The organism is Rhizobium sp. 862_C5_N1_2 (genome assembly GCF_051811205.1).
Taxonomy (GTDB): Bacteria; Pseudomonadota; Alphaproteobacteria; order Rhizobiales; family Rhizobiaceae; genus Rhizobium; species Rhizobium leguminosarum.
Genome location: NZ_JBPWPT010000005.1, coordinates 23651 through 41570, shown reverse-complemented (window position 1 = coordinate 41570; position 17920 = coordinate 23651). Strand labels below are relative to the sequence as shown.

Sequence of the window (17920 nt, the reverse complement as noted above, 5' to 3'; positions counted from 1 at the left end):
ACGACCTTTGGGATGAATTCAAGAGGCTGTTGAGTTTGTGCTTGCATAATCAGCAAGCGTCTCTATATTTGCTAGCATGAACAGCAAGCAGAGAAAGACTCTCGCGGCGGTCTTCACGGACCCGGTCTCGGGAACCATTGAATGGGCCGCTATAGAGAATCTGCTTGTGGCTGCCGGAGCCGACGTCATTGAGGGGAACGGTTCCCGCGTTAAGTTTGAAAAAGACGAGATCATTGCGAGCTTCCATCGACCTCATCCGGACAAGGAAGCAAAGCGTTATCAGGTGCGCGATGCTCGCGAGTTCCTGATGCAGATTGGAGTAACGCCATGAACATCATGACCTATAACGGATATCACGCTCGCATCGAATTCGACGCTGAGGACGATGTGTTTTTCGGCAGGATTGCAGGTATCTCCGATGTAATCGGCTTTCACGGTGACAGTGTCACTGAACTCAAGAAAGCCTTCCATGAGGCAGTCGATGACTACCTCGAGACCTGCAGGAAAATCGGCAAAGAGCCTCAGCGACCCTATTCTGGGAAGATGATGTTTCGTGTCGCTCCCGAAGTCCATCGCCGAGCAGCTCTTGCTGCTGAGCTTTCGGGAAAGAGTCTGAACCAGTGGGCAGAAGAGGTGCTGGAAGAGGCCGCCGACCATTATGCCGAGGCGCGCTTGCCGGCGTAGTTCCCTTCACAGTACCGCCCATCGGCGTGTCCGGTGAATTGGTGTTCCCGACGATCCATTATGCGATCCTCTTGGCCCAGACCGTGAACAGCATGGCAACAAGCTCTAGTCTCGAAAGCTCTGGCGGTGCCGGCGATGTGGGAACTAAACACTCAGCCGCTAGAACAAATATCGGTCCCTCGGGGTCAGGAACCGAGCGTCGGGAAGAAGTCTGACGCATGCGAGACCTCATTCTTTTGGATGACTTTCCGCGCATCGTACAGATCTCAGCGGGAAATCCGGAGCGGGGGGCATGCACTATCGCGAAAGGAAGGTGCTGTCGACAGCACCTTGGCTGGTCATCGAAGCTGCCGCAGTCGGTGTTTCGAGCGGTATAACCCGTTGCAGACTTCGAAAAGCTGGAACTGTTAGTCGCCGCACTATTGACCTTTGAACATCAGCGGCCTGTTCGCACCGCCCTGGCGATCCGGGCAGCAGACGCGCCTTGTTCCGTACGGATCGTGACAGAGCCAACAAATCTCGGGACCGCTGGCTTTCTTGATTGGCGACTCCGAAGCGGGCGGATCGACCGAGGCGAACTCCACCGCATCCTCGGGTGCAGGCAGGATCAACCTGCCCTGCCGCGCCATCGTTCGCCAAGTCGACAGTTGGTTCGGCTTCACGCCATGCCGCTGTGCGACCTCATTCACCATCACGTCGGCCGAAGGCTCTTGGAAACGATCTCTGCCTTTGACCTCGTCCCGTCGGTGCCCGTGACCTCACGTCCAGATTTCTTGGTTGTTAGAACCGCCAATGTACTCTTAATGGAGAAACTCCCGTCGCTCGTCCATGGAAGCCAATCACAGATTTGGGCAGTCAGGGCAACGCGGGAGCGGAACACCCGTTACGTGATTTTTCGGTGCACGACGTAATCCGTCTTTGATCACGTTTGGCGAGACTGTTGGAGAGGAACACAAACCGCCCTCTTAGCTCGATTGGCAGTCGTCCCAAACCAAATATTCGCGGGCGACCACGTATGACAAGGTCGAGGCCCACTTTTGCGCCTGCTTGTTCTTCTTACCTTGTCCATGATCGGCAACGCCTTTGATGACGACAGCACCCGGTTTAGGGCCAACTGTCGCATCGACCGCCGCATAGATCGAGTGGGCTTCCATCTCCAAGCCAATTGCTGACGGGAACCGGCTGCGGATTGTTGCAATCTGACGGACGCTATCGACGACACTCGATCCGGACAACATCAGACCGCAGTAGACGGTCGGATTGGCGGCGACCGGTTCGTCACACTTTGCAGCCGTTTTTTTGAAGGGCTTGCTCGCCGACAAGAGCGCACTATCGAGCGCCAATGCGTTCGTTTCAAAGTATGCTTTAAGATGGTTTCTAAAGCTATGTTCGGGCGTGCGAACGACGGACCGATTATAGAAAGGGTCATCGCGAACCAACTCCTCGGAGTATTTCCCTTCGTCCCAACAGGCCGTCTCGTCAGCCACTATGACGTCGCCGAGCATCGATTTGCGTGGCGAGCTCAAGTCGTTGAGACCGCAGCACATTCCGAGCATCAGCAGCGTTTTGGGCCTTAAGAAAGCAATCACGTTACCAACGAGGGCGGCACTCGTTGAAAGCCCCGTCTCTTGAATACAGATGAGGCCAACCCTCCGAGTTGTCGCGCCGTAGCTGACTTTGCCAAACACATTCATCCGTTTGCCGAGCCGCGCATCACTGGTCGGCGGGGCAAGCCACTCAATGGCCTCGTTAATTGGCGCGAATTCGTTTTCGTAGCGAGCCACAACGATCAACACATCAAGATCGTACGTTGAGTTATAGTACCGCATCAAGGCCGTCTTCGCCTTCGAGATATATCGCAGTTCCTCAATAAGGCGGTCGAGCCAACTGTCGTCCATCGCCTTATACTGCTGCACCGTGACCGTCGCGTCGGTTGCCTGCAGATCCGGAAGCTCGCTCTCCTCGAAGGACGTTAAGGCCAGAACCCGGAAAGGTTGGGCTGTCGGATTGCTGCGAAGGTAGTGAAGGAACGCTTTCGAGGCTTCGAAACTGGGCATATTGTCGTTGTCGACGAATGGTATTTTCAGATCAAGAACGATAATATCAAAATGCTTGTTCTCACCGAGTGCCAGCACCGCGCCGGTATGGCTCGCCGCGCGACAGATGGCCGGCTCTGGGAGACTTTCCTGGCGAAAGCGCTCGACGAGTTTCTTGCAAACGTCCTCGTATTTACTGTTCTGATCCTCAACAATGAGAATGCTAAGCTTATCCATTTAGGGGCCTCAAATGACTGATGAGGACTTCCCGCCAGTTGTTCGTTTCCGTCATGAAAACGTAACCGCGATATAGTCCAGGAAAGTTGGTTTTCAGGACGGTGTCCAACGTCTCGATATCCGGGATGACAGGGGTCCCTGGCTGCTGAAAACTGGAATGTTGGGTAACGACGATCGTGGGAGTTTGCAGCCCAGTGCGCCGCATGTACTGCATGACCTGAAGCCCCGCAAGCGCTTGCAGCGTTGCAGTTTGGCTCTTGTTTTCCAGGACCTCGAACGTCATGTCGAGCAGCACCAAATCATGGTGCAGCCGCAGATTGATTAGCGCCGATCGCTGATTCTTAGATCGAGTGACATTCTCGCTAGCAAAACCGCATGAAGTCAATACCTCCAGCAGGCGCCGATATTTGAGGTCGTTGTCCTCCACCACGAGTATCTTCATGACGATCGCTCCGGAACGGCATCGGGCGGCACCAGCTTGGCCGCAACGATCGGTAAATCCGCCTTGACGCAAAACCATCCATCCGACAGCAGATCTTCGCTGACCTCGATATTGAATCCTTTTTCAAAAGTCTCGCGGCATTCGTAAATCACCTTGATGAGCCCTCCTCCACCTTCGATCCGTCGGCTGGCGAGCAACTCGCCGCTGTTCATCAGATTGGCTTTGGTCAAAATCTGTTGCGCATGGGCAATGTTGCGCTTGATACGCGAGAGCTCGGATTTCCGAAAAGTGTTCGTGAAGCTCAGCTGAACCCGTGCAGAGCTGAAAGATACGATGATATTAATGAGAGTGCTGTGCCGCAAACCACTTTTGTCGATCGCGTTTTGTATGGCAATATCGGCCAGTGTCGTTAGGACCCCGACATATTTAGCGGGGATCAACACGTCGAAACCATGCCGGCGTCGGCCGTGAGCGTCACCATCATAAACTTCGAAGGTGATCCCGTTTTCGGGGGGATCATTGACCGCGATGGTACGCGCCTCGAATTCGATGAGCGATCTTAGCTGAACGTCGGATTGATGGTTGAGTTCACGGGAGTTGACACGGATCCAGCGCTCCGTCTCAGTAAACGCCGCGTCGAAATTTGCAAGCAGATGGTCTTGGACGACCGGCCGATCTTTTTCGTCCACTTCGCGCGCGCTGTCGTTACAGAGGACCAGCACATCTTCTTTATAATCAAATTTCCAACGCTGACGAGCGTGCTCAAGCATCGTATGAAGGTGAGCGATCAGATCTGTTGACAGCCGCGAAATTGCATTACCGCGGAGGGCTTCGCGACCATTCGGTAGCTCGCGACGAAACCAATCTGCAGTTGTTTTAGCGATCGCCTCGAAGTATCGGCTACTTTCTGACAGTGTCAGTTCTATCGAATTGAACCGTTTGACCACCGCGTCTACTTGATCGAGCAGATTTGCCCAATCGAGGATCGACGAGCGCACGCTGCTTTTAGCATCGAGCACGGCCCTTTCCAACCGCCGCTCCAACCAACCATGCCTCAAGCGGTTGCTGAGCACATAATCGAATGCAACGCGTGAGTTGAAGCAGATGTATCGGGTGACGAGCTGTGCTAACTGTTGCGATACAATTTCAAGAATAACATCTGCGCTTTCGTTAACGCCGTAGTAAATGCCTAGATATTCGTCGCCGCTGGTCGCAAGGAACCGCAGCAGCTCGTTCTCGACGTCGAGCGGATCAATGCGTATCATGCCGCCACTCTTATGGGTCGAATATTTTAGGAACCGCATGAACTTGCGGATATCTTCGCGACGTTGATGGACGAACTCAGGACTAAGAACGCGATGTGTCTCGACAAAATCCAAGATCGCAAGTTGGGCATGGAGAGACTTAAATTCGTCTGCACCTTCTGACAGGCCCAGACGCTTTGTGATCGGGGTCGTCAGGAGGCTCGCTAGCCGCTCGATGACTGTGGGAGAAAAGAGGTGTTTGAACGTCTTTGCCCTCGCCTTCGGTGGCAGGGTGGCAAGGCTAGTCAGGAAATCACCGAGGCCCGACTCTTTCGAGCGTCCCCGAACAAACATCGCATAGCTTTCTAGGTCCGCCGTCGCTCCACCGACCCAATAGCTATGAAAGAGGAAGGGATAGCGTGCGACAACGCGATCGGATGAAGCCAATGTTGACATGAACACGAGATGCGGCAGGTTGATGCCAGCGGTCTTGTCCAGGAGAGGCCCTAGCGACTGCCAGTTCAAGAAGTCGGGCAGTGCCTCATCTACCTCATAGGCTGCCGCAAGCCTTTTTAGAAAAGCGTGTTCCTCATCAGAGGCAAGCACGTAGACTATCGCTCCGATGAGTCTTGCCAGGGGCTGGGAATAGGATTGCACATCCTCAATGGCGATCGTCGCTCTTCGGCCAGAAAGGGTCTGACGAACCCAGACGATCAGCTTTCGAGGCAGGCGCGCGTCACCGTAGCGCGCTTGGTTCTGAATTAGATAGGCTTGTTCGGCGGCATGGCCGGATAGGGCGCGTACCATCAGCATCTGCGAGAAGAAAATTTCCAGTCCGCAAGCGTGACAGACCCGATGAGTCTCATCGAGTGACGCGAGCGACAGGCTGAGGTCGTGCTTGAACATTGCTCGCAATAAGCGAAAGGCGTCAGCGAAGAAATACGGCCAAACGCTCTGTTGGACCGCGCCGAGGAAGTTGCTGAGCTCCTCGAAATCGAATGGCTTTTTTCCTCTGACTTTGGCCACGCGGAAATTGAGGGTACGTAGATCTTCGATGTCGACAGGCAACGAAATACCCATGCTCGACAGACGTTGAGCGATCATGTTCCGTATGCGCATGGTCTCATTCAATGGCAGATGTGGCGGAGCTACCGCATGAAGATCGATTTCAGACTCGATCTTGAGGCCCAATGTTGCCGCAGCCTCGGTACCACAACAGAAAGCCACAATTTCGGGATAAAAACTCAGGACAGAGAAGCGCGACAGTATGCCGATGATCACATCATCAGGCTCATCATTTTGCAGGGCGATACCGAATCGGACGACGTTGCGGATCGTGATCCTTTCGCTTGTTAGATTTCCGCTGACACCCCGCAAGTACGCGTCAAGAGCCCCAATTGATCGCGTACCGACTACGAGCGAGCGCCGTGGGCGACGGAGCATATTAAATCGCCTGTCGATAGCATCCAGAGCGATAGCGAGCTGTTCACTCCCCACGTGAGCATTTTGATTTTCTTCTTGAAGCATTTCTATAGTGATTCCGAGACAAAGCAGACGACTTATACTTGCACATTTTCTTGCTTACGTTGCAAGGGCAATTTGAGTTGCGCAAAGCGAGGCCGGCATGAAATTTTGTGCCATTCACCGGGGTAATGATTTCGCAAAGTCGCACCGCTCAACCTGTTCGTTTCATTGCATCTGGCGGCGCGAGCGAAACGCCGATGAGGCAGCGGCAGTTCTTGACGGGATGTGAATCTGCGACCTGCCCGCCAGTTGACGCCTAATCGCGACCTCACCGCCTTGGCCGGCGTTTTCGGCCCTCGCTGAAGCCATGCGGTATCGAGGTCCGGTTTGCCACACCGTTAGCGCGCGCGTGCCATGCGAAATCGCTGTGGGAAAATACGGGTCGGCTTGACCGACATCGCCATGCTTGGCATACAAAACATGGCCCTACACGCGGGCCGGTGTGCCCGCCACGCAAAGCTATGTCAGCGTTTCATTCCTGAAGTGTCAATCCGTGCCAACAGGCATGGTCTGGCCATTAGCGGGCACATGGTCGGATCATTTCAGGATATCGATATGACCAAAGCAACAAAACTTAGCCTCAAGCTTCTTGCTAAACGATACGCGCGGGCCAAGAGAATCACGCTACACCAAGCTCTTGACTTGGTTGCGGGGAAACTGGGATTCGCCAACTGGACCAAACTCGCTTCCGCCAGCAAGAATGATTGGATACCCAGTTCCAAACAGATGGCGAGCATAGAAGCCTTCGTGGCACATGCTCTTCCGACGGAAGATTTTCAGACCGGACATCCCGAAGCAATGACCCGGCGGTTCGCAAACCTCGAACAGGCCGAACATGGCATGATTGGAGATCATGCATACCGTCTTCAGGTGATTTTCCACGACGTCGTTATGGCGGGAGCCGGATGGAGTATAAAGGTGCCTGAGAACCCTGGCGCGGCACCGATCATCCAGACATCTATCGAAAATGATGAGCGATGCCCGGTGTTTGACCCGGAATTCCTTCAAAAAGCACTTGATCTGGCGAGAGATCGGGCTGTCCAGGTTCGTGGAGAAATCTCCACCGACTGGCCCCGACGCTCCACAAAGCCTGACCTCGACGGGGTGGTTCGCCACCCACTTTGGGGCGGCGAGTCAGACATGTGGTTCTGCTTGCATTGCGGTAGAAAAATTATCGGTACTCAGATCGCTCAAAACCTCTGGCATTGCCCGGGGTGTGGGGCATCTCCTCTCGACATCTTTGACACGGCGTTCTGGTGTGATGATGGTGGTGAGTCTCTTCCGTCGGTAAGAACGGACGGGGCGGTGGACAGTGACAAGCCCGATTTCCGGGTTGTCGATGACAGACCCAAACTCGACCTGAATGAAGAGAAGATCACTCTTCTCATCCGATGCGCCTTGCTTGATGACGCCACCAACATCAGCGAAAAGCTAGGCGCACTTCAGGCTGAGATCAGTGTCGAAGACGAAAATGACGTCTGGATCGCACTTGAGGAGGATTTGTGGCCGCACGACAAGCGGCCCGTTCAGGCCTTTATTGTAGCGGCACAACTGGGAATCGAGGTTGAACTCGAATCGATGTGCTCCGCGATACCCTTCGCCTGGCCGAGATTGGGCGAGCTAACCTCCAGCACGAGCGAGTATACGCAAATGATGCTGGATGCGTACGCTCAGTATGAGCTGTTGGTTTCCACGCAGAACTGAGCCGGTTAGGCGCATAATTTCCATTGAGAATTGAGCCATGTGAACCTTCCCCCAACGCGGTGAGCGACGGGGGCAACGGAGTGATCCACATGGGACTTTTAAATATCATCCGTCGGATGGCGCTTCGGGAGAAGCAGTCGATCCGCGAGATCAGCCGACGAACCGGATTGTCGCGCAATACGATCGCGAAGTATTTGAGCGCCGGCACGATCGAGCCGAAGTTCACGGTACCGGAACGACCAAGCAAGCTTGATCCGTTCGCCGACAAACTCGCTGGCTGGCTGAAGACCGAGGCCGGGAGGTCACGCAAGCAGCGCCGAACGCTGAAGCAACTTCATGCCGATCTGATGGCTCTGGGCTTTACCGGGTCCTACGGCCGGGTCGCCGCCTTCGCCCGTGAGTGGCGGATTGAGCAGCAGATATCGGGCCGCGGCATATTCGTTCCGCTGTCTTTCCGCGCTGGCGAGGCATTCCAATTTGATTGGAGTGAGGACTATGCCGTGATCGGCGGCGAACGCACGAAGCTTCAGGTCGCCCACATCAAGCTATCGCACAGCCGAGCTTTTCTGATCAGGGCCTACCTGCTGCAAACCCACGAGATGCTCTTTGACGCTCATTGGCACGGCTTCCGCGTGTTCGGCGGTGTGCCTAGTCGCGGCATCTACGATAACATGAAGACTGCAGTCGACCGTGTTGGCCGCGGCAAGGAGCGACAGGTCAATATCCGTTTCCTGGCAATGACGAACCACTACGTCTTTGCGCCTGAGTTCTGCAATCCCGCCGCGGGTTGGGAGAAGGGTCAGGTCGAGAAAAACGTCCAGGATGCCCGACCGCGGCTGTGGCAACAGATGCCGGACTTCCCGGATTTATTGGCGTTGAACGCATGGCTGGAACAGCATTGCCAAGACCTGTGGCGCGAGACCCAGCACGGCACTTTGCCCGGCACGATTGCGGACATCTGGGTCGCCGAGCAGGCTGCTCTGATGGCATTACCTGCCGCTTTCGATGGCTTTGTCGAACAGAGCAAGCGCGTCTCGCCGACTTGCCTGATTACCTTCGAGCGGAACCGCTACAGCGTGCCCGCGTCGTTTGCTAACCGGCCCGTCAGCCTGCGGATTTATCCGGAGCGGCTGGTCGTTGCGGCCGAGGGCAATATCCTATGCGAGCATGCGCGGGTTATTGAGAGGAGTCACGACAAACCGCCGCGAACGATTTACGACTGGCGGCATTACCTTGCGGTCATCCAACGCAAACCTGGTGCCCTGCGCAATGGTGCGCCCTTCCTGGAATTGCCGTTGGCCTTTCGACGGCTGCAGGACCAGATGCTTCGCCGCCCTGGCGGTGATCGTGAGATGGTCGATATCCTTGCTCTCGTTCTTCATCACGACGAACAGGTCGTCGTCAGGGCTGTGGAACTGGCTCTGGATGCGGGCGTAGCGACGAAGACGCATGTGCTGAACCTGCTGCATCGGCTGATCGACGGCAAGACGACCGATGGCCCCGATATCGATACGCCACACGCGTTGACCTTGCTTCACGAACCCAAGGCCAATGTCGAGCGCTACGATGGTCTGCGCGTCCGGATCGGAGGTCGCCATGCGTCATGATCCTGCCAGCGCCGCAGTCGTCATCATGCTGCGTAGCCTGAAGATGTATGGCATGGCCCAGGCTGTCACTGACCTGATCGAGCAAGGAGCCCCGGCTTTCGATGCGGCCGTGCCGATCCTGTCCCAGTTGCTGAAGGCCGAGATGGCCGAGCGCGAGGTCCGTTCCATCGCCTATCACATGAAGGCTGCTCGCTTCCCAGCCTACAAGGACATCTCCGGGTTCGACTTCGCCGCCAGCGAGATCAACGAAGCGACGGTGCGCCAGTTGCACCGATGCGAGTTCATGGACGGAGCGCATAATATTGTGCTTGTCGGCGGACCGGGCACAGGAAAAACACATGTCGCGACCGCCCTCGCAGTCCAGGCGATTGAGCATCATCGCCGAAAAGTTCGCTTCTTCTCGACCATAGAATTGGTCAATGCGCTCGAGCAGGAGAAGGCCAAAGGCAAGGCGGGCCAGATCGCTGAGACGCTGGTTCGCCTCGATCTGCTGATCCTCGATGAACTCGGATACCTTCCGTTCAGTGCCTCAGGCGGAGCGCTGCTCTTCCATCTGCTGAGCAAGCTTTATGAACGCACCAGCGTCATCATTACCACCAACCTCAGCTTCAGCGAGTGGGCCACCGTCTTTGGGGACGCCAAGATGACGACCGCTCTGCTCGACCGCCTGACCCATCGTTGTCATATCCTGGAAACCGGCAACGACAGCTTCCGATTCAAAGCCAGCTCGGCTGCCGCAGCACAGAGGAAAGGAGAAAAAACCAATCCCTTGACCAAACCCTGATCAGAAAACCATACTCAGAGGTGGCTCACTTCTCGGTGGAAAAACCGGCTCAGTTCCGCGTGGAAACCAACAGTCGGCTTCGAGCAGTGGATTGCCACCACTGTAGGGCCGCAATCTCTGAACATCGGCGGGAGTACCAGAATGTGGTTGGAAAAAGAGTGCGTGCAGCGCTTCAAAGCTGGTCGACTTGCCAAACTCGTTGGCAGCGCAAAGGACGTTCACGCCATCGCCAATACCGTCAATGGCAACACCACGACCGGCAAACCGCTTCACATTGAACAAGCGTAGTGCCGAGATCTTCATGGTGTGATCGCCTGTGCGTAAGAATAAAGGCGCACCAGCGCCGCCCGTGCGATCTCACGTTCAGACGATGCGCGACTCTCGTCGTCCCCCTCGGCACGCAACGCATTCGCGGCCTCGCGAAGTGCGCCTCCGCGATCTATGTGGTCAAGGTCTTCGACCTCGTACTCCGTGACAATACCCATGTCATCCAACTCGAGGAATGCGAAATCCGGCAAAAGTCTCTCGGCCGCACCCGCCAACGCTGCTCGTGCCGCCAGACGACTGCGACCTGTCGCCGCCACGCGGGCGAGGGTCATCCTTCGATGCCTGGAATCCGGCAGGAGCGCTTCTAAGGCCGAGACGGGTTCGTCGCCTTCGAGAAGGTGAAGATCCAGCCTGCGCCATGTAAAGCTCTCCATCGGTAGCGGCGTTACCTCGGGCTGGGCGGAGGGGCCGGCAATGCTAACAAGCAACGCGGTGCCTGGACGTTGGTGTTTGAAACGGTCGGGTTCAGGGGTACCGCTGTAATGGGTTCGCTGATCGATCTCGACCGCGCCGTGCCAATCGCCAAGCGCAAGATAGTCAAGTCCGGCTCGCCGTGCCCGGTCCACCGCAATAACATCCGAGGCGATTGCCTCCTCGGAGAAACTCTGAATTGCGCCATGGGCAAGCCCGACGCGAAGCGTCCCCTCTGGCGTTGCTTCGCCATCCATCCATTCAGTCAAATCCCGGCCAGGACGGCGTGTGGTGCAAGGGGCAGGCAATAGAAAAACGTCCCTCGCCAATTCGACCGGCCGAGGCTCGACCGCGAGCACGACATTTTCCGGCACTTCTGCAATCAGCGTCGTCCAAAGCTGCGTTGCCTGTAGCGAATCGTGGTTGCCGGGCAGAATTACCCATCGGATCGGGGCGTGGTTCTGCATCTCCGTGAGAGCCTGTCTTCGCACATCCGGCGCAGGCGTTTCGGTGTCGAATGTGTCGCCCGCGAGCAGGATAGTGGTGGCGCCTTGTTCGCGGGCGTGCTGAGCGAGCCGCGCGATGACTGCGTGTCTTGCCTCGCGCAATCGACTGGGCAAGTCGCCCGAGAAATTGCCGAAGCGCTTGCCAAGATGGAGGTCGCTTGAATGGATAAATCGGAACATGGCTACTCGAATGAATGGGTGGTTGAAATATGCTGCTGCGCTCTCGCAATCGCTTCGTCAAGCCGTGAGCGGGAAACAGCGGCAAGGCGCTCGACACCAAGCAGCCGAGCCAGATCTCGGGCCGGATCTAATTGGTCTAGTAAGTCGGGATTATCGAGTACTACAAAAGCAAGTTCCGCAAGCGGGATATCGGCAATCGATCTGCGCGCATCCTCGCTGGCTGGCTTCCGGTATGCAACAATTTCGGAAACGGTTCCCACCTTCCAGACGAACTCGCCGCTCGATTCCTTGGTCGTTTGGAGACCGCGAAGATGAAGGTCGATCCTCTCTCGGATTCGTCCACCGGTACGCAACCAGCCGTGCGCCCGCGAAATGCGCTGGGCTAGTATGTCTGTGCGTACCGGGCTTTCGGTTTCGATGACCGCTTCGATCATACCTCGCAGGGTATCTCTATAGCCGAATTCGAAGAACTGATCGGGATCAGCTCGGAAGCTGGACAGATCGGTGACACGATATCGCTGTCCATCCGATGCTTCGTCGCCGACCGAAGCGGCAGGTGGTTGTGTTCCCACCGATCCCAACATGCTTGAAGAGGGCGGCGTCTCCGCAGAGACGAGTTCGGTCTCGACGATCGCTGGAGGCAAAATAGCCTGCTCGACAGGAGGGGCAGCTTCGTCGTCATGAATTTCGTCAATCCCCTCCACCTCGTGCCCCATGTTCCAACGGGTCGCGGTGTCCTCCGTTTCCGTAGCACGGCGCGCCCTGCTCTCCTCCAGGAGGGCTTCGAGGCTGGCATGGAGTCGCTCGGCGCAGCCTGCCGCATCGAACCACCAATCGGTCGACCAGACTCGCAATATGTTCCAGCCAAGACCTCTCAACACCTGTTCACGGACCTTGTCGCGGTCTCTGGCGGTGGCCGATCCGTGGTAGGTGGCGCCATCGCACTCCACGCCCGCCAGATAGCTACCAGCCAAATCGGGATGGCGGATACCGAAATCGATCCGAAATCCGGAAATCCCAACCTGCGGCACGACCCGCCAGCCGTGGCGCTCCAATTGCGCAGCGACGGCCTCCTCGAAGGGGGAGTCGAAACCGCCGACAGAACCGATATCCTGGGCCGGCAGGGCGATCGCGCCACGGTCGGCATAGTCGAGGAATGTCTTCAGATGTTGTACGGCGAGTGCCTTTGTGCGGGTCGGGTCGATCTGGTCAGCCGTGAAACCGGAGAAGACGATGAGTTCCTGCCGCGCACGTGTGACAGCAACATTGAGGCGGCGCTCGCCACCGTCCCGGTTGAGCGCGCCGAAATCCATCGTGAGCTTGCCAGCGGCGTCCTTCCAGAACGTGATCGAAAACAGGATGACGTCTCGCTCGTCGCCCTGCACGTTCTCCAGGTTCTTGACGATCGTGGGCTCGACCCGTTCCTCGACAAAGAACCACTCGAGCTCCGGATCGGCTCGGCGCGCGGAATCGAGGAGATCGAGGATCAGCGACTGCTGCTGCGCGTTGAAGGTGATTATCCCAAGCGTCGGGCGATCTTTTTCAGACAATTTCAGCCACGCCTTCATTCGGGAAACGGCTTCTTTTGCGACTGCCTCTGCTTCGATCCGGTTGGTTCTGCTCTTCCCACGGTCGTAAATGCCGTTAGGTACCTTGCGCAGATGTACCGCGCGGTCTTCAACGGCAGGCGACGGAAACGTTACCAGACGGTTCTGGTAGTAGTGATGGTTTGAGAAAGCGATCAGAGACTCGCTTCGACTGCGGTAGTGCCATCGTAAATCGCGGACCGGAATACCAGCGGCCTTCGCCTCGTCAAGAATGCTCTCCAGATCCTTCTCATGATCGGCGACTTCCTCCTCTTCCTCGTTGCGCCCGAAGAAGTTCGTCGGCGGCAACTGCTTCGGATCCCCGACAATAATAGTCTGGCGAGCCCGCGCGATGGCGCCAACAGCGTCCCAGGTTGTTATCTGCGACGCCTCATCGAAGATCACAACGTCAAACAACGCCTGGTTTGGCGGGAGATACTGAGCAATGGAGAGCGGCGACATGAGCATGCAGGGCGCAAGCTTTGAAAAGTTCTGCGGCATCTTGCCGATCATGTCTCGTATCGACTGGCTCGGCCGTTGCAACTCCATCTGGTAGCGCAAGAGGCCGAGTTCCGAATTCCGTGGAACGCTCTGAACGGGCGGCAATCCGTGGGCAATCACACTGACGACACGTGAGGTAGCGTGTGATCGAACGAGATCATCGATTTCACGAAATTCACGGATTGCGTTTTCGTGCTGGAAACGGCGGAAACTTCGCAGAACATGGTCTGCGTCCAGAACCTTCGGAAGCCACCACCTCGCGTAACCGAGGCGAAACGCAGCTCGCGCTTCATCGAGCCGGATCACCCCATTCTCAATCTGTTCGACCAGAGAGGACAGGTTCGCGTGCATTGCGCGGCTTCTGATCCGGCACCAGGCGGACCAATCGCGAAGCAGATGTCGTGCACCGATGAGAGCATCAAGCTTCTCCCTAAGCGTCGCAAGGTCGACCACGTCTTTCTCAACAGAGCGATCCCACCCCGCAATCGTGCTGAAGCGCTGTCGCGCTTCCTTAAAGCCTTCGACTGCGGCAAGAAGCCTGTCTCCCGCTTGCCGGACGCCATCGTTTTCAACCACTGCGTGGAGACATGGCGCGATGATGCGGACCGCCGACCGTATCTCCTCCTGATCACGTCCCGGAAGCGGCATGGTGGCACGAAACTCTCGCGCCAGTTCCAGAGTTTGGGCAACCACTCCGACATCTGTACCCAGGCCGTGTACCGGCAAGGGTTTTCCGTTCAACAGATTCTGGTCGATCGCCGCCAGGCAATCCTTCATGCGGCGCATTAGTGGGAGGTCCCGCTCCGGTTCCGCGGTACCTTTATCGGCATAGCTTTGCAGCAGCTTTTGAATCTTGCGCTTGGCAAGCATCGCGTTTGGCCAAAACGAAGCGTTCGCCTCTCGCCATTGGCGATCCAGCACGTCCGGATCAAGGTCTCGAATGGCGGAGGCTCCATAAGATGCTGCGAGTCCGCGCTCTGCTTCGCGATAGGCCTCGATAGAATTTCGAAGACTTTCCAGCGCCTCGGCACATCGCGCGAAGTCCCGATCGAATACGATCGTGATGTCGCGACCTCGGCATTTCTGCAGTGCTCGCGCTAGACTTTCCAATGCTTGGAGTTCGGCTTGTGACGACCGTTCCCGCGGCTTCAGGCCCATGCTCGCGAGATAGCCGTCGATTGAGCTGGCCAACAGATCGATCGCATTCTGCAGCGATTGTGCGGACGCTAACAACCCATCCTGCCAGGCGGAAGTCCATTCGCCAACCTTAACAAGGTCCAGTGCTGGCTGCCGCTCGACCGATGCGAAGACCAGACCGAGTTCGCCCGCAAGGTCTTCAAGCTCGCGTAACGTCTGCGCATCATGAGCGTCTCGTTCCAACCATGACAAGCCTGGTGCCGGAGCGTCCACAGCCTTGAGAGCGACGCCCAATGCCAGATAAGGCGTCCATCCGTTTGGATAACGATTGTGCAAAGCCTCGACGTAGGCATTGAGCTCGTCGCGGCGCAATCGAAGTCGCTCGTTGATCGCGACCCACTCCGACGCATCTGTCCGACCGCCATGCTCCCAGGCTGCCTTGAGCTGTCCAAGGAAATGTCGGCGATCAGCTTTGTGCGAGTGCAATTCGATGCAGTGGTCTCCGAGGCCGTGCGCGCGTAACCGACGGTAGACAACGTCCAGCGCAGCCGTTTTTTCAGCGACGAACAGGACCGTTTTTCCCACCGCGAGGCAGTTCGCGATCATGTTTGCGATAGTCTGGCTCTTGCCCGTACCGGGAGGACCGACAATGACGAAATCTCGGCCCTCAGCGGCCGCCAGGCTTGCCGCTGTCTGGGATGAATCTGACGGAAGAAGGCAAATGATGTCCGCTGGCGCGTAAGCAAGATCGAGCTCACGCTCGTCCCGGAACGCCGATTGCCCGCCGCCTTCTTGGAAGGCGTCCTCCGGCGTATCGATCAGATGGCGGACCACTCTGTTCTCGCGAAGCGCCTCGGTACGTTCCACGAGATCCTTCCACATGAGGAATTTCGCGAAGGAGAAGGTCGACAATGCTGTCTCGTCCACAACCTCCATACCAGGCACGTCACGGACCGCCTGCCGCATCATCGCCAGAAGACGTGGTACATCCACCCCATTGTCATCGAGCGGCAGATCGCCGCCGAACTGGGGAAGCGTCAGGTCGAAATCCCGCTCCAGGAATTGCAAGAGAGTAGCATTGAAGCGCGGCTCATCCTCATGAAAGCGGATCGTAAAGCGCGAACTGGCACTGCGGCGCTCAAGCTTTACCGGAACCAACAAAAGCGGCGCTCGATAGCTGCGCTCATCCTCCGGTTTCTTCTTCCACCGCAGGAAGCCGACGGCAAGAAAGAGGGTGTTTGCTCCGCCCTCGGCAAAATCATTACGGACCTGCCTGTACAGGTCGATCAACCGAGCATCGAGCTGTTGAGTATCCAGTGGCGACGGAAGTTCGTCTCTCAGCAGAGCTTCGGCAGCAAAATTGCGCTGAAGATCGCGGCCGTGCACGTCACGATAGAGCGCCGCGTCCCGTTCGCCGAGTGGGTTCTGTTCGGGCAATGAAATGATCCGTACTGCAGCGCCATTCGCGAGTCGGTCTTCGAGATAGGCAACGTCAGTACAAAGAAACGGAATCGTCTTCTTCGATTCGGGAAAGTTGAGGAGCCGGTTGCGAAGGGTGAGATCGAGCAGCTTCTTCTGCCATCGGTCGATACGGCCGGCGGCGGTGGGCGGTTTTATCTCAATGATATCAGCCGGTAACTCGCCAAAACTGAGGGCTGAGGGAAGGCGCAGATCCGCGACGGGTGACATTTCGTCATCGAGGACATTGCGCCGGATCGGCTCATGTGAGGCGAGTGGCATGACCCCGCCGCTTCTCGATCGCCTGACATCGATCGCCGCGACGAATGCGTGAGCTTCGCCTTCTCCGAGACGGCTGTCCAGGGCCCGCTGTGCACTTTCCAAGGTCATGGCGGGACGATGCGTCACGCCAGTCGTTTCAAACACTATCAACTCGCGCGATGCAAGGGCCTTTCGGACCTCCATATGATCTGTCTCGATCGCATGGGCGAAGGTTCTCTTAGACAGCCATACACCAACTGCCGCATGCCCATCGAACATCAAGACGACCGGATGCAATCCGGCGGCTTCCAGTCCAGCGGCAAAAAGAAGGGTAGTATCAAGGCAGGTCGCCAGCCGCTCCTCGGCAATTGTGCTGGGACGCCGAATCTTCTGGCCGCGACTTTCAAAACTTGCCGGCGGCTCTGCGTAGTGCAGCCCCATCCCGGCAACGGCTGAATAGATAGCTGCGGCGAGCATGTAGGCTCGCTGGGGATTCTGTGACTGGTAACCGTCCAATCCTCCCGGCTGACCGTGTGCAGCAAGCCTTTCTGCTGCCGTTCGCAGGATTTGGGCAACTCCCGGATCGTTCGGCATGACGAAGGCTGGCAGCAGTTGCACCATATCGGCAACGCCTCCCCATTCGTCTCGCGCAAGCAGTCTGACGGGAAGGCGCCGTTCGTCCAGAATCTCTCCACCCCTGGATAGACGTAGCGTGATCTCACCGCGCTCTGCCTCATTTAGGCCGGAGAGATAGGCGGCGTCGAATTCGACTTTTCGATCGACCAGCGGAAGCCGATCGCCCGGCATCAGGCGATCAACTATCCATGATTTCGGCCTTAGAAACGAAGGCGAAGACGTCAGATCGAGGCGGCAGTTTTCAATGTGCCTATCAGTATTATTCTCAATCAGGATCGAGCGGATGACCGGAATCGCATTTTGGTAAGATGCGTAGGTGAAGCTGGCCGCAACGTCGACAACAACGGCAGGATTGTTGGATCTATCGGCTTCTTTGCTTTCACTACCATAATTCTCAAAATCCTGCATTGCTGTCTCCCCCTTGGCGGAAAAGACTAGCCGTGTTTTTCAACTTTAAGAAGACCAGTCTTGGAGACAAATGAACTTTTGAGACGTTTTCTTTGAAAGCATGGGGCCGAGTTATAGTCCGGCTCATCGACCACGAGACTCGCCTTCAGAAGGCCATGCCCATTTTTGGTCCGGTGCCCCGCTCGACATCAACTTAAAGATGTTGGATTCTCGAAATGTGATTCGAATCGAATTTTGACGCGGAGCC

At 56.7% G+C, this 17920-nt stretch carries 11 protein-coding genes and 1 pseudogene; 5 read left to right on the top strand and 7 right to left on the bottom strand.

Features of this window, described 5'->3' with window-relative positions; translation table 11 throughout:
* Positions 1 to 76 precede the first annotated feature (76 nt).
* On the top strand, positions 77 to 331 hold the full coding sequence (locus ACD590_RS35535; RefSeq protein ID WP_096771483.1) for a type II toxin-antitoxin system HicA family toxin: 255 nt from the start codon (positions 77 to 79) through the stop codon (positions 329 to 331).
* Positions 328 to 684, top strand: coding sequence for a type II toxin-antitoxin system HicB family antitoxin (locus ACD590_RS35530; protein WP_096771484.1), 357 nt, complete (start codon positions 328 to 330; stop codon positions 682 to 684). The genes ACD590_RS35535 and ACD590_RS35530 overlap by 4 nt, the downstream gene beginning before the upstream one ends.
* A 419-nt stretch (positions 685 to 1103) precedes the next feature.
* Here ACD590_RS35530 and ACD590_RS35525 read toward each other — a convergent pair whose 3' ends face one another.
* From ACD590_RS35525 to ACD590_RS35510, 4 genes are all read right to left on the bottom strand, one after another.
* Positions 1104 to 1376, bottom strand: coding sequence for a transposase (locus ACD590_RS35525; RefSeq protein WP_096771485.1), 273 nt, complete (start codon positions 1374 to 1376; stop codon positions 1104 to 1106).
* A gap of 273 nt (positions 1377 to 1649) precedes the next feature.
* The gene (locus ACD590_RS35520) at positions 1650 to 2957 is read right to left on the bottom strand and encodes a hypothetical protein (protein WP_096771486.1); all 1308 of its coding nucleotides are present in this window, start codon (positions 2955 to 2957) and stop codon (positions 1650 to 1652) included.
* Positions 2950 to 3399, bottom strand: a complete 450-nt coding sequence (locus ACD590_RS35515) for a response regulator (protein ID WP_096771487.1) — start codon at positions 3397 to 3399, stop codon at positions 2950 to 2952. The genes ACD590_RS35520 and ACD590_RS35515 overlap by 8 nt, the downstream gene beginning before the upstream one ends.
* Positions 3396 to 6170 (bottom strand): hypothetical protein, encoded by a 2775-nt coding sequence (locus tag ACD590_RS35510; RefSeq protein WP_096771488.1) that lies wholly within the window; start codon positions 6168 to 6170, stop codon positions 3396 to 3398. The genes ACD590_RS35515 and ACD590_RS35510 overlap by 4 nt, the downstream gene beginning before the upstream one ends.
* A gap of 384 nt (positions 6171 to 6554) precedes the next feature.
* Here ACD590_RS35510 and ACD590_RS35505 point away from each other — a divergent pair, with 384 nt between their 5' ends.
* The 3 genes from ACD590_RS35505 to istB all read left to right on the top strand — a co-directional run bounded on the left by ACD590_RS35505 (position 6555) and on the right by istB (position 10262).
* Positions 6555 to 7871 carry a hypothetical protein gene (locus ACD590_RS35505; RefSeq protein WP_245424587.1) on the top strand — a complete coding sequence of 439 codons (1317 nt, stop codon included), beginning with the start codon at positions 6555 to 6557 and terminating at the stop codon, positions 7869 to 7871.
* An 89-nt stretch (positions 7872 to 7960) separates the two neighbouring features.
* Positions 7961 to 9478 (top strand): IS21 family transposase, encoded by a 1518-nt coding sequence (istA, locus tag ACD590_RS35500; protein ID WP_128715576.1) that lies wholly within the window; start codon positions 7961 to 7963, stop codon positions 9476 to 9478.
* Complete coding sequence (istB, locus tag ACD590_RS35495) at positions 9468 to 10262, top strand: IS21-like element helper ATPase IstB (RefSeq protein ID WP_054186382.1); 795 nt, start codon at positions 9468 to 9470, stop codon at positions 10260 to 10262. The genes istA and istB overlap by 11 nt, the downstream gene beginning before the upstream one ends.
* 54 nt (positions 10263 to 10316) lie before the next feature.
* Here the strand turns inward: istB and ACD590_RS35490 are convergent.
* The 3 genes and pseudogenes from ACD590_RS35490 to ACD590_RS35480 form a co-directional block, all read right to left on the bottom strand.
* Positions 10317 to 10565 (bottom strand): annotated as a pseudogene (locus ACD590_RS35490) (AAA family ATPase); the annotation flags it as partial.
* A complete protein-coding gene (locus ACD590_RS35485) occupies positions 10562 to 11686 on the bottom strand; it encodes a metallophosphoesterase family protein (protein ID WP_096771489.1) in 1125 nt (374 codons plus the stop codon). The pseudogene ACD590_RS35490 and the gene ACD590_RS35485, both read right to left, overlap by 4 nt.
* Positions 11687 to 11688: 2 nt before the next feature.
* Entirely contained in the window at positions 11689 to 17673 is a 5985-nt protein-coding gene (locus tag ACD590_RS35480; protein ID WP_239621113.1) for a DUF3320 domain-containing protein, read from the bottom strand.
* Positions 17674 to 17920: the final 247 nt, after the last annotated feature.